Annotated in this window: 16 protein-coding genes; 8 read left to right on the top strand and 8 right to left on the bottom strand. The window is 43.0% G+C overall.

The window, feature by feature from the left end; all coding sequences use genetic code 11:
• Positions 1–280 precede the first annotated feature (280 nt).
• Positions 281–610 carry an ArsR/SmtB family transcription factor gene (locus tag ACT3QQ_RS09340; RefSeq protein ID WP_444522578.1) on the top strand — a complete coding sequence of 110 codons (330 nt, stop codon included), beginning with the start codon at positions 281–283 and terminating at the stop codon, positions 608–610.
• Positions 611–769: 159 nt separating this feature from the next.
• On the opposite strand, the gene ACT3QQ_RS09345 is transcribed toward ACT3QQ_RS09340, so the two are convergent.
• From ACT3QQ_RS09345 to ACT3QQ_RS09365, 5 genes are all read right to left on the bottom strand, one after another.
• Positions 770–1,492 carry a sulfate/molybdate ABC transporter ATP-binding protein gene (locus ACT3QQ_RS09345; RefSeq protein ID WP_444522579.1) on the bottom strand — a complete coding sequence of 241 codons (723 nt, stop codon included), beginning with the start codon at positions 1,490–1,492 and terminating at the stop codon, positions 770–772.
• A 97-nt stretch (positions 1,493–1,589) separates the two neighbouring features.
• Positions 1,590–2,540, bottom strand: a complete 951-nt coding sequence (gene cysW, locus ACT3QQ_RS09350; RefSeq protein ID WP_444522580.1) for a sulfate ABC transporter permease subunit CysW — start codon at positions 2,538–2,540, stop codon at positions 1,590–1,592.
• A 1-nt stretch (position 2,541) separates the two neighbouring features.
• A complete protein-coding gene (gene cysT / locus ACT3QQ_RS09355) occupies positions 2,542–3,426 on the bottom strand; it encodes a sulfate ABC transporter permease subunit CysT (protein ID WP_101205902.1) in 885 nt (294 codons plus the stop codon).
• 210 nt (positions 3,427–3,636) lie between these two features.
• A complete protein-coding gene (locus ACT3QQ_RS09360; protein WP_444527796.1) occupies positions 3,637–4,728 on the bottom strand; it encodes a sulfate ABC transporter substrate-binding protein in 1,092 nt (363 codons plus the stop codon).
• A 267-nt stretch (positions 4,729–4,995) separates the two neighbouring features.
• Positions 4,996–6,033: a sulfate ABC transporter substrate-binding protein gene (locus ACT3QQ_RS09365; protein WP_444527821.1), complete on the bottom strand. Its 1,038-nt coding sequence runs from the start codon at positions 6,031–6,033 to the stop codon at positions 4,996–4,998.
• Positions 6,034–6,474: 441 nt separating this feature from the next.
• On the opposite strand from ACT3QQ_RS09365, the gene ACT3QQ_RS09370 reads away from it, so the two are divergent.
• A complete protein-coding gene (locus tag ACT3QQ_RS09370; RefSeq protein ID WP_444527797.1) occupies positions 6,475–6,999 on the top strand; it encodes a hypothetical protein in 525 nt (174 codons plus the stop codon).
• 136 nt (positions 7,000–7,135) lie between these two features.
• Here ACT3QQ_RS09370 and sat read toward each other — a convergent pair whose 3' ends face one another.
• Complete coding sequence (sat, locus tag ACT3QQ_RS09375) at positions 7,136–8,386, bottom strand: sulfate adenylyltransferase (protein WP_444527798.1); 1,251 nt, start codon at positions 8,384–8,386, stop codon at positions 7,136–7,138.
• Positions 8,387–8,727: 341 nt separating this feature from the next.
• On the opposite strand from sat, the gene ACT3QQ_RS09380 reads away from it, so the two are divergent.
• From ACT3QQ_RS09380 to ACT3QQ_RS09390, 3 genes are all read left to right on the top strand, one after another.
• The gene (locus ACT3QQ_RS09380) at positions 8,728–10,419 is read left to right on the top strand and encodes a nitrite/sulfite reductase (protein WP_444527799.1); all 1,692 of its coding nucleotides are present in this window, start codon (positions 8,728–8,730) and stop codon (positions 10,417–10,419) included.
• The gene (locus tag ACT3QQ_RS09385) at positions 10,412–11,032 is read left to right on the top strand and encodes a DUF934 domain-containing protein (protein ID WP_444522586.1); all 621 of its coding nucleotides are present in this window, start codon (positions 10,412–10,414) and stop codon (positions 11,030–11,032) included. The genes ACT3QQ_RS09380 and ACT3QQ_RS09385 overlap by 8 nt, the downstream gene beginning before the upstream one ends.
• Before the next feature lie 84 nt (positions 11,033–11,116).
• A complete protein-coding gene (locus ACT3QQ_RS09390) occupies positions 11,117–11,755 on the top strand; it encodes a phosphoadenosine phosphosulfate reductase domain-containing protein (protein ID WP_444520806.1) in 639 nt (212 codons plus the stop codon).
• Positions 11,756–11,886: 131 nt separating this feature from the next.
• On the opposite strand, the gene ACT3QQ_RS09395 is transcribed toward ACT3QQ_RS09390, so the two are convergent.
• Complete coding sequence (locus ACT3QQ_RS09395; RefSeq protein ID WP_444520805.1) at positions 11,887–12,627, bottom strand: SDR family NAD(P)-dependent oxidoreductase; 741 nt, start codon at positions 12,625–12,627, stop codon at positions 11,887–11,889.
• Between the two features lie 293 nt (positions 12,628–12,920).
• On the opposite strand from ACT3QQ_RS09395, the gene cysG reads away from it, so the two are divergent.
• The 3 genes from cysG (at position 12,921) to ACT3QQ_RS09410 (ending at position 20,417) form a co-directional block, all read left to right on the top strand.
• Positions 12,921–14,561: a siroheme synthase CysG gene (gene cysG / locus ACT3QQ_RS09400; RefSeq protein WP_444527800.1), complete on the top strand. Its 1,641-nt coding sequence runs from the start codon at positions 12,921–12,923 to the stop codon at positions 14,559–14,561.
• A 167-nt stretch (positions 14,562–14,728) separates the two neighbouring features.
• A complete protein-coding gene (locus ACT3QQ_RS09405) occupies positions 14,729–16,411 on the top strand; it encodes an exonuclease SbcCD subunit D C-terminal domain-containing protein (RefSeq protein WP_444527801.1) in 1,683 nt (560 codons plus the stop codon).
• 79 nt (positions 16,412–16,490) lie between these two features.
• Positions 16,491–20,417 (top strand): AAA family ATPase, encoded by a 3,927-nt coding sequence (locus ACT3QQ_RS09410; RefSeq protein WP_444527802.1) that lies wholly within the window; start codon positions 16,491–16,493, stop codon positions 20,415–20,417.
• 133 nt (positions 20,418–20,550) lie between these two features.
• Here ACT3QQ_RS09410 and ACT3QQ_RS09415 read toward each other — a convergent pair whose 3' ends face one another.
• The gene (locus ACT3QQ_RS09415; protein WP_444527803.1) at positions 20,551–25,398 is read right to left on the bottom strand and encodes an NAD-glutamate dehydrogenase; all 4,848 of its coding nucleotides are present in this window, start codon (positions 25,396–25,398) and stop codon (positions 20,551–20,553) included.
• Between the last annotated feature and the right edge of the window lie 243 nt (positions 25,399–25,641).

Raw genomic sequence — 25,641 nt, forward strand, 5'->3', positions numbered from 1 at the left:
CCATTAAAAATTATTAATTTGAATCACGTTTGTTCCTTGCAGTATAATAACGATAATTATTATCATTTTCAATAACATTCGACATATTTATTAGTCGTAGCAGTATCTTTTTATAACAATCATTTTATTTGTGTAAGTAGATATAAGTGTGCATGTAACCGAATATTATAAAAGGTAGTAAATTGACGATGAACTGTAAATTTGCTTATTTTTTAATCGATTTTGTAGATAACTGCTGTTATATTAAACCTCTATTAACGAAGCCCATTGGAATGCTCCTATGTCTGATAATAACCTTATGATACGACCTATCGATTTATTTAAAGTCCTATCTGATCCGACACGCCTAAAAATATTTCAAATTCTTTTTAAAAAAGAAGCACGTTGCGTGGGTGATTTGGTAGATACGCTTGATCAACCACAACCAACGATATCACGACACCTAAACCATTTGAAAAAACTGGGTATTTTAAGCTGTGTGCGTGACGGTACCTGGATGTGGTATGAAGTTGCTGATGATTTACCAGATTGGTGTCAAGATATTTTAGACATCACCTACGAGCAAATCTCTTCTAAGGCGACCAATAGAGACGTATCAGACCTTGCGTAGATACTGTTGTCCGTTTAGATATTTGACTGCATTTCATTAAAAATGCTTGAAAAAATAAATCTGCGGCAAAGCACTAAACAAAAAAAGACCTACTCGCGTAGGTCTTTTTTTTTGGCTTAAACATTGATATTTAGACACAAATTGATTTAGGTCAAGTGCTTATACAAGGTCTAAGAAATCGCTGATAAAGGTATTGGCAGGATTGTGTATCAATTCCTCTGACGTTCCTACCTGCTCTACTCGGCCCTGATTCATCACAACAATCTCATCTGATACTGCACGTGCTTCTTCTTGATCGTGTGTCACCATGATGCTGGTGATACCAAGCTCGTGATGAATGTTCTTTAGCCATGTGCGTAGCTCTTTACGTACTTTAGCATCCAGTGCCCCAAATGGTTCATCTAGCAGCAATAGTTTTGGTTTGACTGCAAGCGCTCTTGCCAGTGCAATCCTTTGACGTTGACCACCTGATAATTGATGTGGATAAGCATTGGCAACTTGCGGTAGCTGTACCAGATCTAATAGCTCTGCCACGCGTTTGTTAATATCAGCTTTACTAGGTCGCTCGTTTTTTGGCAACAAGGTCAGACCAAACGCCACATTGTCTGCGATATTTTTATGACGGAATAAGGCATAGTGCTGAAACATAAAACCAATATGGCGCTTTTGTACAGGTGTATTGGTGACATCTAACTCATCAAACAATACCTGCCCAGAGTCGGCATATTCCAAACCCGCGATAATACGTAGCAAAGTAGTCTTACCGCAGCCTGATGGACCTAGTAACGTTGTCAGTTTACCGGTTGGCACAGTGATATTGATATTGTCTAAAGCCGTAAAACTACCGAATTTTTTGTTAACGTTGCGAATTTCAATACTCATAATCGTATCTCTTATTATATCTTTTGTCGTATCGTGGCAAGTAGCTTGGTAGCAATTGCATCAATAGTATTAACATCATTTATTCAGATAATGGCAGTTATACCTTGCCAGTACTTTCAGCGCTTGTCGAGTCAGTGTCTGCCGTTGCATTAGCACTCACTGGCAGTTCAGGTGCGCTAGCGAGCCGATCAGACTTGGCAAATTTACGCTCTTGCATCTTGGTCATGACTTGCTGAATGAGTAGCGTTACTAAGGCGAGCGCCGCTAATATGCTCGATAAGGCAAACGCGGCGGTAAAGTTATAATCGTTATAGGCAATCTCAACCAGTAACGGCATAGTATTGGTCTCGCCGCGAATGTGACCAGATACCACACTGACAGCGCCAAACTCACCCATCGCACGCGCATTGGTCAAAATCAAACCATATAGCAGCGCCCATTTAATATTAGGCAGTGTCACATGCCAAAAGGTCTGCCAACCAGTCGCACCTAAAGTTAACGCTGCTTGCTCCTCAGAGTCGCCTTGAGTTTGCATCAAAGGAATCAACTCACGTGCAACAAACGGAAAGGTCACAAACAACGTCGCTAAAATGATGCCAGGTACCGCATAAATTACTTGGAAGCCTATACTCTCAAGCCAGCCGCCGATCGTAGAGTTCAGTCCAAACAGCAGCACAAACATCAAACCGGCAACAACTGGTGATACCGAAAATGGTAAATCAAGCAAAGTGGTGACTAGCTGCTTACCTTTAAACTGATAGCGCGTGACTAACCATGCAATCGCAATACCCATTACCATATTAATCGGCAAAACAATGGCTGCGGTAATCAATGTAAGCTTGATGGCTTGTAACGCTTCAGGATCGACCAATGAGGCAAGATATAACTGCCAGCCGTTTTTAAAGGCTTCATAGAACACGGCCAGCAATGGCACCACCAGCATCAAGACCATAAACAGTACAGCAATAACAATAAAGGTGCGGCGTATCCACGGGGTATCTTTAGTCGCCGCGTTTTTTTGGTAGTCGTAGCTATTAGATATTTGCATATTAGCGAGCTCCTACACGGCGCGACAGTTTCCACTGCATGATGTTAATGGTCAACAAAATGACAAATGATATGAGCAGCATAAATAATGCGACTGCAGAAGCACCTTGGATATCAAATTGCTCAAGCTTACTGATAATGATTAGCGGCAAAATTTCCGACTGCATCGGGATATTACCTGCGATAAAGATAACCGATCCATACTCACCAGTGGCACGGGCAAACATCATACCCGCCCCCATTAATAAAGCAGGCAATAACTCTGGCAAAATCACTTTACGAAAAGTCGTCAAACGATTGGCACCCAATACCGCAGCCGCTTCCTCAAATTCAACTGATAGCTCAGCGAGTACTGGTTGCACTGCGCGGACAATAAAGGGAAAGCTGACGACAACCAATGCTAGCCAAATACCTATTGGCGTAAAGGCGACCTGAATATCAAACTTGGCAAACCATTGGCCAATCAAACCATTAGGTGCATATAGAGTCGCAAGCGAGATACCTGTCACCGCCGTTGGTAGTGCAAATGGTAGATCGACCAAGGCATTGATAAGTGACTTTCCCCAAAACTCATAGCGAACCAGCACCCATGCGACCAATGTGCCAAATACCATATTGGTCAGCATTGCCAAAAACGACATCCATAAGCTAAGCTTGATAGCAGCAGTGACTTGTGGTTGAGTAATGGTTTCCCAAAACCCAGTCCATCCCATCTGTGTCGTGGTATAGGCCATCATGGCAAACGGTAGGACTACCAGTAATGACAAGCTAAAGACAGTGATGCCCATGCTCAGACCAAAACCAGGTAGCACATTGCGCTGACGCAAACGGGTCAGCCAACCTTTTTTGTTGCTGGGTTTACTGGCAGAAGAAGATGTTGCACTCATAGTGGTGTCCTATTGCCTAACTGATGGTACTTAGCGAAGGTGCTCACTATAAGACCATTATTACCATTGTTATCAAAATTATTATTGGTTGGCTTATGATATAAAGGACATAGTACGTACGACCATGTCCTTTATGGGTGCTTCATGACTGACTGCGCCAAACATTAATCCGTATTAGCGCAGTAGCTGCTCTAACAACTCAGCAAGTGATTACTGAGGCGCATTAATCGCTAACTGGTCAAACACACCGCCATCACTGAAGTAAGTGCTCATGATCTCATCCCATGTGCCAAAGGCATCGTTCGGACGGAAAGTTTCAACTGGTGGTAATTTGTCACCATTTTTTTCAAGTACGCTTTGGACACTAGGACGTAAGTATAGGTCAGCTGCTAGCTGCTGAGCAGGCTCACTCCATAAGTAATCAAGATATGCTTTGGCAGCGTCTGTGGTGCCTTTTTTGTCTGTTACCGTCTTCACAACAGCCACAGGACTTTCTGATTTGATCGAATATTTTGGATAAACGATGTCTACTTGACCAGCACCAAAATCAGTCGCGGCAAGGTTGGCTTCGTTTTCAAAAGTGACTAAGACATCACCAATACCGCGCTGTACGAAAGTTGTCGTTGCGGCACGTCCGCCGTTTTCATAGACTTTGACATTGCTTAGCATGTCTTTCACGTAGCCTTTAGCTTTTGCTTCATCTTGATTAAAAGCATGTAGACCATAGCCGTAGGCTCCTAAGAACGCATAACGCCCGTTACCCGTCACTTTTGGATTGGCCATGACAGTCTCAATACCGTCTTTGGTCAAATCTTCCCAGTCTTTGATATTTTTTGGATTGTCTTTACGTACCAAAAATACGATCGTACTAGTGAATGGCACCGCGTTGTCTGGGAATTTGCTCTCCCAATCTGACTCAACCAAGCCTTTTTTCTCAAGCAGTTCAATATCAGAGCCTTGGTTCATGGTGGCAACATCCGCTTGCAGACCGTTAGCAACAGACAATGCTTGCTTACTTGAGCCGCCATGTGACTGTTTGATTAAGATATTGCTGTCTGGATTTTCAGCTTTATAGTGCTCAACAAACAATGGGTTGTAGTCTTTATAGAAATCACGTGCCACATCGTATGAGACATTGAGTAGCTCGATATCTTGCCCTTCTGTCGTTGCTGAGCCGTCAGCTGCGGTATCAGTGGTCTCACTATTGCTACAGCCAGCCAAACCAAGTGTTAAAGCAACACCAGCAATACTTAAAGCACTAAGGGTTTTACTTTTTTGTTGATAACGAGCTACGTCTGTCATAAATACCTCAAAGATGTCTGTTATGTAATTCAAGTATGCTAACAGCGCCATCTTATTATGTTTAATGATGAATATGCGTATGTTATTGCCAAAAGGGAATAACCAAAAAACAAAGCGAGACATATCAATAAGTTGTTAAATATTTTATATGTATAACTGGCTGTTTACTTACTGATGATTTTAATATTGGTATGCGCTCTACCTACCTATCTTGTTCGCGCTTCATTGAATGTCGCCAAGATAGTTCTATATACTAGAAGCTAATAGTTATTTAGTGCTCGCTAGCTGATCAAAGCGGCCACCATCGACAAAAAATTCATCCATGATTTGGTTCCATGAGCCAAAGACCGTCACAGGATCAAACGTCTCGATGTCAGGTAAGGTGTCTTTGTGAGCAGCTAAGACTTGCTCGTCATTTGGACGCATGTACATTTCTGCTAAGAGTTCTTGTGCAGGTTTGTCCCACAAGCCCTTCAGATAAGCATTTGCTGCTTTCGTCTTGCCAGATTTTTCAGTCACTGCCGTAACAACCGCTACTGGGTTTGCAATCGTAATAGAGTAGCTTGGGTAGACAATATCAATTTTGCCTTTTGCAAACCGTCTAGCCGTCAAATGCGCTTCATTTTCAGTGGTAATCAATACATCACCTAGACCTCGCTGAGTGAAGCTGGTCGTTGCAGCGCGTGCGCCATTGTCATAAGTGACCACGTTTGCTAGCAGTTTCTTAATAAAGCCATTGGTTTTAGTAGGGTTTTCACCACTATTTTCTTTAAACTGATGTAGCCCGTAGCCATAAGCGCCTAAGAAGGCATAACGTGCTGTACCACTAGTCTTGGGATTAGGGATGACGACCTCGACATCATTGCGTGCCAAGTCTGACCAATCTTTGATATTTTTTGGATTGCCCTTACGAACCAGTAGCACCATGGTACTGGTATAAGGTATAGCCCCATTAGGTAACGCTTGTTGCCAATCAGTGCCTACTAAGCCTTTTTCAACCAATAGATTCATGTCAGTTTCTTGATTGAAAGTAACCACGTCAGCCTGCAAACCATTAGCCACAGACAATGCTTGCTTACTTGAGCCACCATGCGATTGGTTAATCTTTACCTCACTGTTTGGATGAGTTTTGAGATACTCGGTACCAAACAGTTCGTTATAGTCTCGATAAAAATCGCGGGACACATCATAAGAGACGTTAAGTAGTTTGATATCTTGGCTCTCGCCACTGGTACTATTTGCTATGTTATCTTGTGTTGCTTCTGTTGGGCTACAGCCTGTCAGTATAATTGCTACTGCGAGCATACTGCTTGTGGCAAGTACACGCGCTGTCAACTGCTTAGGGTTTGTTAACTGGATGCTAGCAATGCTGACTTGTTGGAATTTTTTCTGCACGATGCTCTCGATAAAAATAATATAAGCGTTTTGTCGAAACCTTGACTAGTATCACAAGGCCGATAATCTTCTACACTTAGTAAGTTTCGCGTCAACTTTTTTGGTTCCAGTTGTCGGGATGATGAAAATCATGCTAGCAGCATAAATTACAAATGCTTAGTGACGAATTCGCTTATCGAATAGTCATGTTGGCATAAGTGCTATTCATAATCATTTACAACACTTGATAACCCTTTACTATTAATCTGTATTATTGTAATACTATGCAAATAGTACTTTCCTGACTTGACCAAAGGCCCATATATGACTCTTTCATACCGTCAATTTCGTCCTGTTATGGGGCTAATAATAATGACCTCTACCCTAGCTGCTTTAACAAGCTGTAATAGCGTATCACCCGCTATTAATAACGCTCATCACAGCATGGTCGAATCAGTTTCCACTACAGCATCTGACTTGCCAGCTACTCAAAGTAATGTCTTGAGTGACAATGCTTTAGTAGATACGGTTTCTACAGACAAAATTTCAGCAGATTATGCTACTGTAGACTACGATAAGCGTGCGCAAGGCTATGATTGGGTTGGCGTAATGGTAAGAGCAGAGAGTAAACGACAGATTGACATAAAGGTTCGTTCACGCAGTGATATCAAAAAACCTACTTGTCATTTCGATGGTAAGGCAACATTGATGGGCCAAGATACCGCTCACGGTACAATTTTTCAGACAAAGGTAAATGACAGCATCGCCTTTTTCCAATTTAAAGACGATACCCTAATCATCGACAGCCCAGACAAGTATGCATTGAACTATTTTTGCTCAGGTGGTGGCTCGCTTGCTGGTGAATATAAAAAATTGACAAAAGACTTAGAGGTTTAATAGTCAGCGCTTGCATGTGTTAGAGCGTATTACTATTTTAAAATAGTAATAAAAACAAAAAAGGTGCCAAACAATAAGTCTGACACCTTTTTTACAACTGGCTTAGTACGAGGTTATTTATATCAGTAATCTGTCTCTATACTGCAGATGCACCCGTTAACTTGACTTCAGCACGCTCTTCTTTTGCGATGCCAGCATAGTAATCACGCAAAATCTGTAGCACTTCTGGACGGCTAAAGTTATCTGGCACCTCTTCATCTTCTGATAGCGCTTTACGCAGTTTAGTACCTGACACTTTAACGTGCTCAGAGGCATCATGCGGGCAAGTCTTGTCAGAGGCCATCGCATTACAAGCGTTACACCAGAACGTCCAGCCAATTTTAAGCGGTTGGGTAATAAGATCATCTTTCCCAACGTGCTCAAAAATCGTTTGTGCATCGAACGCACCATAGTAATCACCAACACCAGCATGATCACGACCGACAATCAGATGACTACAGCCGTAGTTTTGACGGAATAGCGCATGTAGTAACGCTTCACGTGGACCAGCATAGCGCATATCTAACGGATAGCCCGCTTGGATAACGGTATCTTGTCTAAAGTAGTTATCGATTAACGTTTTAATGGCTTCTTGACGGACTTCTGCTGGAATATCGCCTGGCTTTAGCGCGCCTAATAATGAATGAATCAACACGCCGTCGCAAATCTCAATTGCAATCTTAGCCAGATATTCGTGTGAGCGGTGCATTGGATTACGCGTTTGGAATGCAGCCACTGTTTTCCAGCCTTTAGCATCTAAGATTGCGCGCGTTTCTGCTGGTGTCTTGTAGATTTCTGGATATAACGTTGGGAACTCGCCTTCACTAAGCACTTCAACACTACCGGCAATATTGACTGCTTCTTGATTCAATACTTGCTGTACGCCTGGATGCTCTGAATCCGTGGTCGTAAATACTTGCTGGCACTCGTGTTCTTTATCGATGATGTAAGTCTCTTCTACCGTCAAGATACCCATGACTTCGCCATCTTGAGCGACCAATGCGACTTTATCACCTTGACTCAAACTATCCGCAGTCACTTTTGGTGCAGACAACGTAATAGGAATTGGCCAAAACAACCCTGCGTTTTCGCCGCTTTGCAGACGCATATTATCAACCACGCCCTGCCAGTCCGCTTGATTCATAAAACCATTTAGCGGAGTAAAACCGCCAATACCGAACATGATTAAATCACCGCGCTCACGTGAGCTTAAGGTGATGGTTGGCAAGGTGCTGGCAAGCTCTAATGCTTGATCGCGCGCTTCACCATTTAATAGTAGTGGCTTAAGCTCTGCACTACCGTGTGGAGGAACAAGTTTTGATTGGCCTGGATTCTGAATCTGAGACATATAGTTATTAAAACCTCTTATAAAAAGAATAATTGAGAAATGAGCAAAAATGTAAGAGCGATTAAACGTACAAAACTAAGAAGAAAGCCATCGATAGATAATGAATAGCGTGCTAACGATTGGGCATTAAAATTGATACGCATAGGCTACCTAACTTTCGTTATGAAAATTTATGCTGTGTTTGGATATGGATATGTCTGAAAGGAATTTATGTTTATGACTACAAGCTTATATGATGTATAGCTGAATTATTTACATTGCGAACGGCAATAAAACCTATTACACACGCAAATCATTTTCGTCGTTGATTTTAAGATTAAAAACAAAACTGAGATTACGTCATGTATCAATATAATTACGCTGACCAGACTTTGGTAGAGGAACGAGTTGCTCAATTTCGCGACCAAACCGAGCGGTTTTTGGCAGGTGAGTTGCCAGAAGAGCAGTTTTTGCCATTGCGGTTACAAAACGGCTTGTATATCCAGCGTTATGCTCCGATGTTGCGTATCGCCATTCCTTACGGTTTGCTTGCCAGCTACCAATTACGCAAATTGGCTGAGATTACCCGAAAATATGACAAAGGCTATGGGCATTTTACGACCCGTACCAATATCCAGCTAAACTGGCCAAAGCTAGAAGATGTGCCAGATATTTTGGCAGAGCTGGCATCAGTACAAATGCATGCCATCCAAACCTCAGGCAACTGTATTCGTAATACCACGACCGATCCGTACGCTGGTATTCATAAAGAAGAAATCGCTGACCCACGTCCCTATTGTGAAATCATTCGTCAGTGGTCAACCTTCCACCCTGAGTTTGCTTTTTTGCCACGTAAATTTAAGATTGCCGTTATCGGCACCAATGATGACCGCGCGGCAACCCAAGTACATGATGTCGGTCTACACGTAAAGACCAACGATGAAGGTGAGATTGGTTTTGAAGTATTGGTTGGTGGCGGTCTTGGACGTATCCCTGTCCTTGGAAAAGTTATCAATAAATTCTTACCACGTCAGCACCTACTGAGCTATTTAGACGCTATTTTGCGTGTTTATAACTTGCATGGTCGCCGTGACAAAGGCAGCAAGTACAGATCACGTATCAAAATTTTGGTCGAAAGCATGGGCGGTCCAGCGTTCGCCAAATTGGTCAATGCTGAGTGGGAAGCTCATACTAAAGATGGCCCACTTACCTTGACTGATGAGAACTTTGCAACAGCAAGCAGCTTCTTTAGCGAGCCTGACTACGTATCGTTCGACGCACTACAAGTACAGTCTGAGCTACAACAGCAACTAAACGCTGATAAAGATTTTGCCAATTGGTACAACCAAAACACCGTAGCGCACAAAATAGCTGGCTATCGTGCTGTGGTTGTTTCTCTCAAAGCAGGCTTAGTCGATGGCAAATATGTACCATCCGGTGACGTCAGTGAATCACAGATGGATGCATTGGCTGATCTTTCTGACAAATACAGCTTTGGTGAGCTACGTGGTACGTATCAACAGAACTTAGTATTCGCTGACGTACAGACCAACCATCTTTATGAGTTATGGCAGCAGCTATCTGACCTACATTTAGCGCGCGCAAATATCAATACCTTAACGGATATGATTGTTTGCCCAGGTTGGGATTACTGCTCGCTTGCCAATGCAACCACGCATAACATCGCTGAACAAATTGAGAAGCAGTTTGATGACTTAGACTATCTATATGACTTGGGTGAGATTCGCCTAAACATGTCTGGTTGTATTAATGCTTGCGCGCACCATCATACAGGCGATATTGGTATCTTGGGTGTCGATAAAAAAGGCGAACATTGGTATCAGATTAGCCTTGGCGGCAACTCTAGCGACGATGCCAAACTTGGCAAAATCTTAGGAAAATCTGTGCCTGCTCTTGAGGTTGCCAATACCATACAGCAGATCGTTGATGTCTACGTAGACTTACGTGCCAGCACTGATAACGATGTAGAAAGCTTTGGTCAATTGGTTGAGCGCGTTGGTATTGATCCATTTAAGGAGAAGGTCTATGGCTAATCACCATATTTTGGACAGTCATGGCGTCGATATTGGCAGTCAAGATACGTGGCATGTACTTACTACTGATGCACTACCTGAGAGCATTGTATCGCCCAATATTACGTTACTTGAGCTATTACAAAAACAAGAAAAACCTGACGTCATCGTGCCGCTCGCTGATTTATTGGACGAATCAGGCGCACAGAATGGTGGCCTTATCAAAGAAGTCTATGAGCTAATCGTACAGCACAGTAGCCGCCTTGGATTGTGGGTTACTGCGGATACTGACGCTGATGCACTAGAAAATCTTAGTGAGTTCTTATCAACGCACGCGCTTATCGTGATTGATGTGCCGAAATTCGCTGATGGTCGTCACTTTAGTTTTACACGTACGCTGCGCCAAGTCGGCTATACAGGTGAGATTCGAGTAGCTGGCGATTTTGGCCGTGATCAAATTGCTTATATGCTACGTACAGGCGTTAATAGCTTTGTATTGAGCGAGCATGATCTAGAAGCTGACTCTAAATTCGGTATTGAGCAAGCCTTTACTGCCCTTGCTAGTAGTTATGATGGTCGAAGTGCCTCAGATTTACCGATGTTTGCGCAGTCATCAGAGCCTTCAGTTGCCTAGCTGTTGCATGGACCATAATTTTTATAGTAATACCCGATATTTTCAATCAACACTTTTACATTAACAATAATTAAGGAACGTACTATGAGCCAACTACACCCAAACCTAGATCTTGATCAAGCCAACCAAGACCTGCAAGGTAAGTCACCTGAGCAAATCGTCGAGTGGGCATTGACTCAAGCGAAAAACCCAATCATCACGACCAACTTCCGTCCGTATGAATCAGCGATTTTGCATTTGGTTGCTAAACAGCGCCCTGATATCACGGTATTGTGGGTAGACTCAGGCTACAACACTGACGCTACTTATCAGTTTGCCAACAAGCTTATCCATGACTTGAACCTAAACGTTGTTACTTATATTCCTAAACAAACAGCTGCACACCGTGACGCGACGATGAATGGCATTCCAGGTATCGACAACCCACAGCATGATGAGTTCACTGAGCAAGTTAAACTTGAGCCGTTCCGCCGTGCATTAGATGAGCTAAAACCAGATGTGTGGTTCAATGCTATTCGTAAAGACCAAACTGAGTTTCGCCAAGGTCTTGATGTACTTAGCTTATCAAAAGACGGTGTACTAAAAGTAGCGCCATTGTTTGAAAAAACTGATGCTGATTTGGATGTATATTTAGAGGAAAACAATTTACCAAACGAGCATGACTACTTTGATCCAACGAAAGTAGAAGAAAGCCGTGAGTGTGGCTTGCATACTCAGCTATAATCTTTGATAACCGCTCACAGCACTCTGCAACAATAAAAAAGCCCTCTCATTTTGAGAGGGCTTTTTTATTGTTGGGAAGATACGTAAGTACCGTTCGTTATTGTTGACGACTATGTTGGCAACTATTAAAGTTATTTGCGACCTAGCACCCAACCGCCATCCATCAAAACGTTAGCGCCTTGCATATAATTAGAATCATCAGATGCCAAAAACACAGCAAGTGCAGCAATCTCTTCAGGCTTGCCAGCACGTTCGGCAGGAATACGCTCTAGACGTTCATCGTCAATACCCTCAGTCATTGGTGTTTTTATAAAACCTGGCGACAATGTATTAACTTTAATATCCTGACTACCAAAATCGAAAGCCAATTGTTTCGAGAACCCCAAAATAGCGTGTTTGGATGTCACATATGCTGACCCACCCGGTCCTGCCATTTGTGTCGCTTGCGAACCAACATTAATAATGGTGCCGCCGCCTTGCTTAATAAAATGCGGAATCACCATTTTGGAAGCCAGATAAGGCGCTTTGACATTAATCGCCATCAATTCATCGTAGAAATCCTCTTCTAGCTCAACAGCATTGTCATAAGTATCATGAATACCAGCACCGTTGTACAAAATGTCAATATGACCATACGTCCTTAATGCTTGGTCAACAACGGCTTGAATGTCGTTCTTTTCCGTCACATCAGCTTTGACAAAAATGGCGTCTTGATTATTATCTCTAATGTCTTTGACGATTCGATTGCCGTCTTCCTCATCGCGTCCTGTAACGACTATTTTAGCGCCTTCATTAGCAAACGCTTTGGCCGTCGCCTCACCTAACCCTGATGTGCCACCAAATAGAATCGCGACTCTGTCTTGTAATTTCATAGTATGCTTACTCTTTTGAATTATTGTTAATTATTGATATACGATTAATTGTCTTAAGACATGCTAGCACAACTTAATTTTGGGAGGTGTTAGCGTGTGTTAGATTACTTATTCATTTGAGCAAGTAAGTTCATCTATTCCTATTAGCAAGAAAAATATCAATTAATATTTCAAAAACGAATATACTAATGCCAATTCACTACGTGAGAGTATGCCTGTGATACCTCATAATGGCGGCATCCCTTATACCTTCTCTACCTTTCATAATAAACAATTAAATATATGGTGACACTATGAACACCTTCCCGCTATTTTTTAAATTAGAAGGCCGTAAAGTGCTCATCGTGGGCGGCGGCGAAGTAGCACTGCGTAAAGCGGACTTGCTCAGCCGTGCAGGTGCCTGTATCACGATTCTCGCGCCCGATATCAGCCACGAGCTACAAGCTTTACTCACTGAAGATAAGCATGAATTTATCTATGAGAATTATAATAAAGCTTATATGTCAGGCGCACGGGTAATCATTGCCGCGACTGACGACGAGACGCTGAATCACCAAATTCATGCAGATGCGACTGAGCTAAACATTCCAGTCAATGTGGTCGACACCCCGCATTTATGTGATTTTATCTTTCCAGCCATTATCGATCGCAATCCTATCGTGATTGGGATCTCATCAAATGGTAAAGCGCCAGTATTGGCACGTCTACTACGGGCACGTCTTGAGACCCTAATCCCGCAAGGCTATGGTAAATTAGCCAAGCTGGCCGGTGACTTCCGCAATGAGGTAAAAGCTAAGATACCAACGCTTACTGGCCGTCGTCAATTTTGGGAGCGCGCATTTGAAGGTCAAGTCAGCCAGCTGATGTTTGCAGGTAATGAGACTGAAGCCACTGCCCAACTGCAAGCGGACTTGGACCGTACTGCCGCTGCCATTCACCAAAACAGCGAAGATAAAAACTCGGTGAAAGAACCTGATACGAATGCGCCTGCGCTAGCACATGAGTCAGAAAAAGAAGGCACAGCAGTCGGCGAAGTCTATATCGTTGGTGCAGGCCCTGGTGATCCAGAACTTTTGACATTTAAAGCACTGCGTTTGATGCAGCAAGCCGATGTAGTATTTTATGATGCGCTGGTTTCACCGCAGGTCTTGGACTTATGTCGCCGTGACGCTGACAAAGTATTTGTCGGTAAGAAACGTAGCAACCATACAGTTGCGCAATTAGGCATCAATGAGCTACTTGTTAATCATGCCAAACAAGGTCGCCGTGTCGTACGCTTAAAAGGTGGAGATCCATTTATCTTTGGACGTGGCGGCGAAGAGATCGAAAGCTTACGAGCAAACAATGTGCCATACCAAGTAGTTCCAGGTATCACTGCTGCCAATGCTGCTGCTAGCTATGCAGGAATTCCTTTAACTCACCGTGACCATTCACAATCAGTGCGTTTTGTGACAGGATTTTTAAAAGCTGGTGCACCCAACAGTAACTTTAAGAGCTTCTTAAATACTGATGAAACGGTCGTATTTTATATGGGTCTGCACTCGCTGGCACGTTTGACTGAAGGCTTGGTTGACGCTGGTCGTAGTAGCGAGACGCCGATTGCTATCGTTTCTAATGCCAGTATGCCCAATCAGCAGGTATTGACCGGTACGCTTGCAACGATTGTTGCCAAACAAGAGCAAGCACAATTGCCAACACCTGCCCTCCTCATTATGGGTGATGTGGTTAGCTTGCATCATGATTTGGCTTGGTATAATTTGCAAAACCAGCAGTACAATCAAAACAGCGAGGACATAGCTAACAACTGGTTGCGTGAAGGATCGAGAGGTGAAGCCGTAAAACAACCAATAGACCAACAAGCCCACGCGCTATCTATGGTCGCGAATCTTGCAACGCAGCATGGAGATGGTCTGGAGCAATTGATCGTTGACTAGCGCTTCCTTCCTAAGCTGAAAAATGCTGAGTCGTAAATAAGAACAAAACCCTATCAATATATTATTGGTAGGGTTTTGTTTTGGCAACAGCGCAAATATCGACAATTCTTGCTAAAATAATCGCTGCGTTGCCTTTCCTCATTTAGCCAATTATATTAAGTGCCCCTATGCCCGTACTCGCTGCTTTACCATTAACCATTTTGCACACATCCGATTGGCATTTAGGACGACGGCTTTATGGACATATGCGCTATAGCGAATTTGAAGCTTTTTTAAGCTGGCTTGAAGAGACCATCAGTACGCAAAAAGTCGATGTATTAATCGTCGCTGGTGATATCTTCGACACCATGACCCCAAGCAATAGAGCCCAAGCGCTGTACTATGAATTTTTGGGCAAGGTATCAAAATCTTGCTGCCAACATATTATTATCGTGGCAGGCAATCATGACTCCCCAACATTTTTAGACGCACCCAGTCAGGTCTTAAAGTTTTTAAACGTACATGTGATCGGTACGGCTTGCGATGATGTCAACGATGAAGTGCTGTTATTAAATAATGCTCAAGGCGTTCCCAGCTGTATTGTCGCAGCGGTACCTTATCTGCGTGACCGCGATGTTCGTAGTAGCGGTGCTGGCGAGTCTATGGACAGTAAAGATGCAAGCGTGATTAATGGCATTTGTGCGCATTATGATGCCGTAGCAGCTATTGCCAAATCGCACCAACAGACCATTGTCAAAACACACAGTCGTCATATTCCCATTATTGCTACTGGTCATTTATTTGCCTCAGGTGGTAGCACCACTGCTGATGATGGCGTGCGTGACTTATATATTGGCAACTTGGGGAAAATCTCTGCCGAAATGTTCGATGAGTGCTTTGATTACGTGGCACTGGGGCATTTGCACGTGCCGCAGCGTGTGGGTGGACGCGAGCATATTCGCTATTCAGGCTCACCCATTGCCATGGGGTTTGGTGAAGCCAAGCAGCAAAAGCAGGCCTTACTGATACAATTTGGTGCAGCATTAGACGATATTAAAGAGAATATTGATAATAAAAGCCATCATGAAGGTATAAATGAAGCTCCAGCGGCGAACCTAACCTCTGATATGGCTCAGCTTAGCAATACAGCGGCCAAACCTGAGATATCAGTAGAAAAATCCACGACCAAAAAGGCAGCCAGTCAAACCGACTTTATCGATGACTTATTTGGTTTTGATGACGCAATAACAGACGAGTCGCTATCAAGCGGAAAAACTAACAACAGCACTCAAGAAGACATCGGCATTGAAGTAGAGAACAGCAGTGAAGACAACAATACTGAAGGAAAGGCCACCCAAACAGATAAAGCTCAGAGTATCATCGGCCTTTCAGAGTCAACGCCTTTAACTTCTGCGTTAACTGCTCAACTACTCCACCATGATGCTGAACGTCAGATGCAAGTGTTATCCTTACCTATTCCAAAATTCCAAAAATTGGCACAAATATCTGGCGATTTGCAGACTATTCAACAAACAATCGACAGCACCATTCAGTCTTTAGCACCGAGCGAATCGGTTTGGCTTGAGCTCATTTATACTGGTGATGATATTGTCAGTGACTTGCGTGAGCAGATTCAAGTTATGGTCGATGGCTTGCCCTGTGAGGTGTTGAAAATAAAAAACCCTCGTACTTATAACAAGGTGTTGAATCAAGAGGCGGCTTCTGAAACCTTACAGGACTTAAATGAAATGCAAGTATTTGAGCGTTGTTTGAGTGCTAATGAGGTGACAGATGCGCAAAAGCTGACCTTACGTGATGCTTACGCACAAATTATTCATAACATTCATCATAACGATACGCAGGCTGAATAATTAAATCTTAAATATAATTATTTGAAGCATTAACCCTATTTTAAAATAACAACTGTTCCAATAACGATAAGACCCAACCATGCGCCTAATTGAACTACGACTAAAAAACTTAAACTCGCTAAAAGGTGAATGGCACATCGACTTTACGAATGCTGCTTTTATTAATGAAGGTATATTTGCCATCACAGGGCAAACGGGCGCTGGCAAGACCACTATTTTAGATGCGATTTGTTTGGCGCTATATAGCCGAACTCCTAGATTGGGTGACATTACGGGCTCAGCCAATGAGATGATGACCCAAGGTACAGGCGAGTGCTCAGCCGAGGTAGTGATAGAAATCGGTGATAAGCATTATCGCTGCTCATGGTATCAGCATCGAGCGCGAAAAAAAGCCAAAGGTAATTTGCTACCCATCAAGCATGAAATCAGTGATGTCAAAAGCGCAAAGGTATTAGAAGAAAAAAAATCAAAAACAGCCGTCTATATCCAAGACTTAATTGGTATGGATTTTAACCAGTTTACCCGTTCCATCATGCTGGCACAGGGTAGCTTTGCCGCTTTTTTAAAGTCCGATGTCGCTGACAGAGCGGCCATTCTAGAAAAAATCACTGGTACAGCCATTTATGCCGAGATATCTAAAAACGTGTTTGAAAAAAAACGACACGAAGAAAACCAACTGGCCAAACTACAAGCCGGCATCGAAAGCTTACCCTTATTAAGTGATGAAGATGAGGCGCAGCTGCACGTGGAATTAACCACTCTCAAGCAGGAGCAAGCCGTACAGCGCAAAGCCTTTAAGGAAGTGAGCGACCAACTACAATGGTTGGATAAAGTCACAGAATTACAGCAAAATCTGACCAAGCACCAAGGATTAATGGCAGACGCGTTGCAAGCGCAGCAAGACTTTGTGCCAGAGGCTATGCGTTTGGATGCTGCCAATAAAGCGTTAGAGATTGACAGTCCGTTTCGAGAGCTGACTTATAGCCGCAAAAAAGTGCAAGACCTACAGACAGAAAACACCACCATCACTCAGGAACTACCAAAGCAACAGGCGTCTGTTTTAAAAGCTAATAATGAGTTACACACTGCTACCACCATAGAGGCGCAAGCGACAACAGCACTGAATGACAACCTACCAGTTATCACAAAAGTGCGGGATCTAGATAGCAAAATTAATCAGCAAGCTCGATTGTTAGCAGACGACACGCAACGCAAAAACATGCTTGCTACGAGCATGCGGAACTTACGTCAACAAATCGACACACATCAACAAACCGAAAGTGATATTAAACGTCAGCTTGACCATATAAAAAAATACTTTAGCGACTATCCAGAGCTCAATAACTTAGATAGCGACATACCCACTTTTAATGACAACTGTATTCGATTAAAAACGCTTTTAACGAGTAATATCAGCCTAACAGCAGACAAAGCCACACAGCATCAGCAAATGCGGGAGCGACAAGACAATGCGGATACATTATCAAAAAAACTAGAGACAGATAAGTCATCAATCTCGCAGCAACGCACGCAACTTGCCAGCTTACAACAGCAGCAAGATGCTCTGATGAAAGACCAATCGGTTGCGAGTATGCGCAGCGAGCAAGAACAGATTGGTCAAATAAGCGCTCATATTGAGCAAGTAGGTTTTAAGCTACAGCATTTATCTGAAATATCTGACCAAATCAGTCAGATTAACCTGACACTACCAGCACTAAATAAAGAGCTGGCTACGTTAGTAGACTCGATTGCCCAACGTCGGTCAGACTTACAAAAGGCTAAATCCAAACAGCAAGAAAAACAGGAGCATCTAAGACTACTACAGAAAGTCGCCAAGCTTGAAGATTACATCATAGAGCTAGAAGACGGTACGCCCTGCCCGCTTTGCGGCGCGCATGAACATCCTTATAGTAACGATCATCCATTATTAGATAAGCATACAGGCGATGATAAACCTCAGTCGCAAATGCAACAAACCCAGCAGCAAATAGATGATCTAGATACGTTGATCGAAAATATCGAGCAGACCCTATCTAACGATAATATTAAACATGCGATAAAACAATCAGCCATCAATAGCGAACAGCAGCAATTGGCAAACCTGCAGACACGATCAACAACTCTAGCTAGTGATATTCAGTCTGTTTTGGTCTCAATACTGAATACTCAAAATACGTATACCCAAGCGCTTGCTGAGATTATCCAGCCACTGACTGAGATGAGCGACTTTTATAAAAGCGCCAATGTCTTTGATACGGCTCATATTAAGCATTTTACCGCGATATTAAATAACACCAAGCAGCAGCTCAATCAACAAAAGCAGTCTACTCATACCATACTAACTGAATATGATGCTCAGGCAGAACAGATCATAGCGCTTAACAGAACGATTGAGGCCGATGAAAAGCAGCAACAGGCGCTGATTGATGAGGTAAACAGTATAACGACTGATATAAAATTGGTATCACAAAAAATTGAAGGTATAGATAACCGTATTAATGTTAATTTTGCTGAATTGGCGCCTATTATAACGGCGGTCTGCGCACAAGTAGATAAATATCCCATTGATAAATACAAAGCGTACTTGAATACAGCACTGAACAGCGCAGACATTCAGGCGGCAATCACGCAACTGCATCATAGTATTCAAACGCAGGCAGTATTAAGTAAGACTGAATGTGACACTCACATCGATCAGCTACGCCAGAAAAGCAGTGCGCTGAAGGAATTAAAACAAACCTTTAATGAGCAAACTGACCAGCAGCATCAGCTGAATAATAGTCTAAGCAGCATCACCGCACAAATTGATGCCAAGCAACATCAGCTGGCAAGTGAAGAAGCGACACTTCAGCAATTAGACACTTTAATTAGCGAGCATACTAAAACGCATCAGCAGTTACAGGCAGAAAGAAACACGCTATTTGCAGATAAAAACCCTGATCACGAGAGCAATCGATTACATACAGCGCTAGATGAGGCAAAAAACAAGACGGCTATCGTACAACGGCAGGCAGATAATGCGGCACAGTTGCTGAAGCAATCACAATCGCACGCGCAGCAATTGGCAAACGATATTGATATTGCTATGACCACACTTAATGAGCAGCAAACAAATTTTACCGCGTTATTAGCACAATCGCAGTTTACGAGCGAGGCTGATTTTGAGCAGGCACGACTGCCCAAAGAGACACGTGATGATTTAAAAAGCTGTCAGTTCGGTATTGAGCAAACATTAAACCAAACCAAAGCGCAATTGCAAGCCACACAGCAATCATTGGATGAACAGCTTGCCAATCCTTTAACTGATGAGCCAAGAGACGCACTCACTGGCAAGCAGAATCAGCTACAGACAGAGATAGATGCTCGTTTTGGTGCATTGGGTGCTATCGAACAACAGCTTACAACCAATGAGCATCAAAAAACCGTACAGAGCGAGCAGCACACTGCTATCGCTGCACAAAAAGAGACCATGCAAGTCTGGCAACAGTTGTACGATTTGATTGGCTCCGCAGATGGCAAAAAATACCGTACCTTTGCGCAGGGCTTAACCTTTCAGGTGATGATTGACCATGCCAATAAACAGCTAGCAAAAATGAGCAATCGCTACTTACTCATTCATGATGCAGACAATGCATTAGAGCTTAACGTGGTTGATGATTATCAGGGCGGTGATATCCGCAGCACCAAAAACCTATCAGGCGGTGAAGGCTTTATCATTAGCCTAGCATTAGCACTAGGATTGTCACAAATGGCCAGTCAAAATATACGAGTGGACTCGTTATTTTTGGATGAAGGGTTTGGCACACTAGATGAAGAGTCGCTCGATATCGCGCTTGATACTCTAACCAGCCTACAACAAGAAGGTAAAATTATCGGTATTATCTCTCACGTTCAAGCGTTAAAAGAACGTATCTTGACACAAATTAAAGTCGAAAAAATCTCTGGTGGGTTTAGTCAAATTAGCGGACAAGGTTGTCGTAAAGTCGTTAGTGAAAAAGCGTCATAATAAATTAAGCCAGACAGTCGACTGCTTTCTACTCTATTTTTAATTAAACAATTTTTAGTTAAATAATAAAAAACCACCGGACATTAAGAACGGTGGTTTTTTTATGAGGCAGTTTGGGATTGATACTATTCCACTATTTAGTGACTAAACCACTAAGCTCACTCATCAATACCGACAATGTTGATAGGCCGATTCGACCTTCTTCATCATTGCTGTGCAGCTCATCTAACTTATTCATCTCTGTTGTGACTGCTGCAAGCTGATCAACGTGTCTTGCTCTCCATTCACTAAATGCTTGCTTAGCATCTGGTTTTGAGAGCACCACATCCATCAATAGGCGCAAGCTGCGCGACAGCTCGTTCACTAACGCATGGCGGGCACGGCGATCCCAATAATCTTGCTGTGGTAAGCTCGCAATGTTTTCCATCATCCAATCTAACTGCAACACTTGGTAAGCTTCGAAGTATAAGGTTGCAATCTCATCGACAGGACGTTCATATTGCTCAGCAAGCAATGCAGCATCAAGTGCATCGACATGATACGGTAGCATCGCAAATAGCGTAGCGTCATTGTCAGACAGATCTTTTTGCATCAAGCGCTTGGTATCTTCTTGTAGATATTGTGCAAACTGCTGCTCGATAAAACCACTTGGCTTAGTCAGTTTTTCCACACTTTCACTAAAGCGGCTAATCATATCAGCGACTTGCAAGTTTTGACCGAAAGCATTGATGAACCAGACCACACCGCGCTCAAGAGAATCACGTAAACGTAGCTCAAGGTTTAACAACAATGTCGCCTCAACTTGATTGTCTAACGCCTCTAGTGCTTTCCAAGCGCGCGATATATTGAATACATCACGGCTAATCGCATAGCCACGTACGATAGTTGCTAGTGATTGATCGGTTTCCTCAAAGAGACGGAACAGCGCTTCAATACCTAAACGGTTAACCACACTATTGGTCAAATAAGTACTGATAATCTCACGATGCAAACGGTGCTCAGTCATCTCATCAAAGAAGCGTGAAGCAAGCTCATCTGGGAAGTACTTGCGTAGCTCATTGATAAAGTACGGATCATCTGGCAAATCAGACAATAATAAGTTGTCATAAATCCACATTTTTCCGTAGGCCAAGACCACTGCTAGCTCAGGATTGGTCAGACCAGTATCTGCTTTTTGACGTTTGGCAATCTCTTCATCTGATGGTAGATACTCAATCGCACGATCCAGACGCCCTTCACCTTCTAACATCTGAATAAAGCGTTGATGATCACTTAAATTAGCTGCTGCACGAAGTTGACTCAGCTCAATCGCTTGTGGTTGCAAGTAGTTTTGACGCAGTACCAACTCTGCTACGGTGTCGGTCATACTCTCAAGCAGCTCATTACGTTGCTTAATCGTCATATCACCTTGCTCAACTACCTTGCCGAGTAGGATTTTGATATTGACTTCATGATCCGAGCAGTTAACACCGCCCGAGTTGTCGATTGCATCTGTATAGATACGTCCACCGGTTTGAGCGTATTCGATACGACCTTGCTGAGTTAGACCTAAGTTACCACCTTCACCAACGACGGCTGCACGTAGCTCATTACCATCAATACGTAGTGAATCATTCGCACGGTCACCAACGTCAGCATGCGTTTCGTTCGCACTTTTGACATAAGTACCGATACCACCATTCCAAATAAGATCGACAGGAGCGCGTAGTAACGCACTAATCAAATCATTCGGTGCAAGGCTGTCTTCACTAATATCAAAGAGCGATTTCATCTCAGGACTGATAGCGATGGTTTTGTCTTGGCGTGAGAAGATACCACCACCTTGACTGATTAATGACGCTTCATAATCTGCCCACGATGAGCGTGGTAATTCAAACAAGCGTGCACGCTCAGCGTATGAGGCGGCAGTGTCTGGATTAGGATCAATAAAGATATGTAAATGGTTAAAGGCAGCAACTAGCTTAGTATGCGTTGATAGCAGCATACCATTACCAAATACATCACCGCTCATGTCACCGATACCGACCACGGTAAAGTCATCACGGTTTTGGATGTCCATACCACGCATACGGAAGTGACGTTTAACTGACTCCCAACCACCGCGAGCTGTGATACCCATTGCTTTATGGTCATAACCTACTGAGCCACCTGATGCAAAGGCATCATCTAGCCAGAAGTTGTACTCTGCTGCTAGCGCATTGGCAATATCAGAGAAAGTGGCTGTGCCTTTGTCTGCTGCGACAACTAAATACGGGTCATCTTCATCATGGCGTACCGTATTGGCTGGCGGGACAATGTTACCATCTACAATATTATCTGTGACATCAAGCATGCCGCGTAAGAATGTCTGATAGCAAGCAATACCTTCAGCCTGAAATGCTTCACGACCATCAGCCATACTTTTGGTTTTTACAATAAAGCCGCCTTTAGATCCCACAGGAACGATAACTGCGTTTTTGACCATCTGTGCTTTAACGAGACCAAGTACTTCAGTACGGAAATCTTCCATACGATCTGACCAGCGCAGACCACCACGGGCAACTTTACCACCGCGTAAATGTACCGCTTCTACGCGCGGTGAATACACAAATATTTCAAACATTGGCTTTGGTTTAGGCAAGTTTGGAATGTCTGCTGCCAAGAATTTAAACGACAAACGATCTTTACGTTGACCGCTTTCATCTGTTTGATAGAAGTTGGTACGCACCATTGCATTGATCAAATCTAAGTACCAGCGCAAGATACGATCTTCGTCTAAGCTATCAACATCTGCTAACGCAGTTGTGATTTGCTCTTGAATCGTAGCAGCCTTTTCTTGGCGCTCTGCTTCGCTATACTTAGGATTCATGCGCGCGTCAAACAAGCTACCTAACGCTACACTGATATCACTGTTTTTGACCACCGTTTGCTGAATATAAGCACCTGAAAATGGCGCACGAGCTTGCAGCATATAGCGAGATAACGCACGTAATACAACGACATCATAGGTATCGAGCTTAGTCGTTAGTACCAATTCGTTAAATGAATCGCTTTCAATACGACCTGCCCAAATTTGTTTAAGACTGTCTTCGAACTGACCCCGCACTACTTGCATATTGACAGTATCAACATGCTCTAGCGTTAGCTCATATTCTTGCATCCAGATAGGTTGCTCTGGCAGATCAAACTCATAAGTCTGCGCAGAGATAACTGACACACCAAAGTTTTCAAGTATTGGTAATACTTTTGATAAGATAACTGGTTGTTCACGACCGTACAATTTTAGATGTAATTGGTTGTTTGCGTCACCCGTTGAACGATACAAGTGCCAAAGCATTGGGTTTTCTGCGGTCAATCCAGCTAAGCGCTTTGTATCTTCGACTGCAGTACGAGCATCAAAACGCTCTTGGTATGCAGCAGGAATATAGTTTAAGAAGCGACGGTTTAAAGCGTTGGCTTGTTGCTCACCCACGTTATCGAGTAGCATTTTTTGATAATTGTCATCCCATGACTGCATGAGTGCCGACAGTTTGGCTTCCAGTGTGGCGATATTGACGTCATTTACTTGACCAGGCACGGTACGTACGTGGACATGCACACGAGCATGTGCAGACTCGTTGAACTCAGTGGTAAACCCTGAAGACATACCGTTGTAGGCGTCTTTTAGGACGTTCTGTACCTTGATACGTAGCTCAGTGTTGAACTTGTCACGTGGGATATAGACCAAGCACGAAACAAAACGCTGATAATGGTCGATACGGCTAAACAGACGTAAGCTCTTCTTGTCTTGTAGCTGAGTAATACCCGAGACAATTGGATATAGCTCTTCGACGCTGGCTTGGAATAAATCATCACGTGGTAGCGTATTAATCACATGCATCATTTTGTGATGAGCATGACCGTCACGTGGCAAATCTGCCATGGCCATAATTTTATTGGCTTTTTCGCGCAATAGCGGTATTTGCTGTACTGTCAGTTGATAGGCCTGTGACGTGAGCAAGCCAACAAAGCGGTATTCACCTATTAGTTTACCATTGTCATCGAACTTATGAATACCCAAAAAGTCCATATATACTGAACGATGCACAGGTGATACACGGCTTGATTTAGATAGCATCAACACACGTGGTTCAGTCAATAATTGCTTTAATTCTCTAGGCAATTGGCTGAAGCTTTCTGATAGCTTGTCTTTTTCAGAGCCACGTAATAGACCAAGACCACTATTACCAATCGCAAATAAATCTAGATCGGTCGGTTCAGCAGTCACTTCGATAGACTGTCCGCCTTCTAAGCGGTATTCACGATACCCTAAGAATATAAAGTGATCGTCTAAGATCCAATCCAAAAATGCTTGGATTTCTTGTTGTGAGTAGAATACTTCTGGTAGCGGTTTAGTCGAAAGCTCGGTTTTAATGTCATTTAACTGCGCACGCATCTGTTTCCAGTCGCCAACGACAGTATCAAGCGTGTCAATTTTTGACATGAGCATCTGCTGCAATGCTTCTAAGTCTGAGTCGTCTTGATAAGCAATTTCACAATGAATCAATGACATATGTGAAGTAGCACTTTCATGCGCCCCCTCAATATGAGTGATATCACCATTATCATCACGTTCAACATTGATAATGATGTTATAAGTACGATGAACATCGATACCTTCAGCCTCAAGGCTCATCAAAATCGTATCAACTAAGAAAGGTCTATCATAAGCTGCAATTTGAATAACCGTATGTGAGCTGTGAAAGTGCTGCTCTTCTGCTGCTGGGTTTAGTACTGTCAGCTGCGGCTTGCTGCCATTGTAGGCTTTGAGTAGTGTAAAGTGGTGTAGCGCCATGCCCGCCAAGTCAGCATTACTAATCGCCTCTGCAGTTTCTTGATGCAGCGGCTGATAATAGCTATGAATAAAATGATCAAATAGCGATTTGTCTTTTTGTACATAACTGGTAGCAATATCGCTTATCTGGCTAATGCGCTCTTTTGCGATACTGAGGGAGTTTGGCATTTCCTGTGTCCTTTTTTTATAGATTTGGTTTAACACTTATTTATTTAAGATTATCGATTTATATTGACTACTATTGCTGCCTATTCATCATTGGTTCAGTATATTCATTCACGTGACTTATTTTATTTTTATAACGACTAGAATTTTTCTCCTTTTTTACTCTTATTTTTTATCAATATATAGCCATCAGAATTTAACTCCACCAATATAGTGAAGTGTAACGCACATAAGGCGCGAGCTAAA

Source organism: Psychrobacter sp. AOP7-A1-24 (genome assembly GCF_052376235.1).
Taxonomy (GTDB): domain Bacteria; phylum Pseudomonadota; class Gammaproteobacteria; order Pseudomonadales; family Moraxellaceae; genus Psychrobacter.

Bases quoted from the DNA above. Each gene is read 5' to 3' on its own strand.
- ACT3QQ_RS09340 (WP_444522578.1), top strand. From the start codon at position 281: ATGTCTGATAATAACCTTATGATACGACCTATCGATTTATTTAAAGTC.
- ACT3QQ_RS09345 (WP_444522579.1), bottom strand. From the start codon at position 1,492: ATGAGTATTGAAATTCGCAACGTTAACAAAAAATTCGGTAGTTTTACG.
- cysW (WP_444522580.1), bottom strand. From the start codon at position 2,540: ATGCAAATATCTAATAGCTACGACTACCAAAAAAACGCGGCGACTAAA.
- cysT (WP_101205902.1), bottom strand. From the start codon at position 3,426: ATGAGTGCAACATCTTCTTCTGCCAGTAAACCCAGCAACAAAAAAGGT.
- ACT3QQ_RS09360 (WP_444527796.1), bottom strand. From the start codon at position 4,728: ATGACAGACGTAGCTCGTTATCAACAAAAAAGTAAAACCCTTAGTGCT.
- ACT3QQ_RS09365 (WP_444527821.1), bottom strand. From the start codon at position 6,033: ATGCTCGCAGTAGCAATTATACTGACAGGCTGTAGCCCAACAGAAGCA.
- ACT3QQ_RS09370 (WP_444527797.1), top strand. From the start codon at position 6,475: ATGACCTCTACCCTAGCTGCTTTAACAAGCTGTAATAGCGTATCACCC.
- sat (WP_444527798.1), bottom strand. From the start codon at position 8,386: ATGTCTCAGATTCAGAATCCAGGCCAATCAAAACTTGTTCCTCCACAC.
- ACT3QQ_RS09380 (WP_444527799.1), top strand. From the start codon at position 8,728: ATGTATCAATATAATTACGCTGACCAGACTTTGGTAGAGGAACGAGTT.
- ACT3QQ_RS09385 (WP_444522586.1), top strand. From the start codon at position 10,412: ATGGCTAATCACCATATTTTGGACAGTCATGGCGTCGATATTGGCAGT.
- ACT3QQ_RS09390 (WP_444520806.1), top strand. From the start codon at position 11,117: ATGAGCCAACTACACCCAAACCTAGATCTTGATCAAGCCAACCAAGAC.
- ACT3QQ_RS09395 (WP_444520805.1), bottom strand. From the start codon at position 12,627: ATGAAATTACAAGACAGAGTCGCGATTCTATTTGGTGGCACATCAGGG.
- cysG (WP_444527800.1), top strand. From the start codon at position 12,921: ATGAACACCTTCCCGCTATTTTTTAAATTAGAAGGCCGTAAAGTGCTC.
- ACT3QQ_RS09405 (WP_444527801.1), top strand. From the start codon at position 14,729: ATGCCCGTACTCGCTGCTTTACCATTAACCATTTTGCACACATCCGAT.
- ACT3QQ_RS09410 (WP_444527802.1), top strand. From the start codon at position 16,491: ATGCGCCTAATTGAACTACGACTAAAAAACTTAAACTCGCTAAAAGGT.
- ACT3QQ_RS09415 (WP_444527803.1), bottom strand. From the start codon at position 25,398: ATGCCAAACTCCCTCAGTATCGCAAAAGAGCGCATTAGCCAGATAAGC.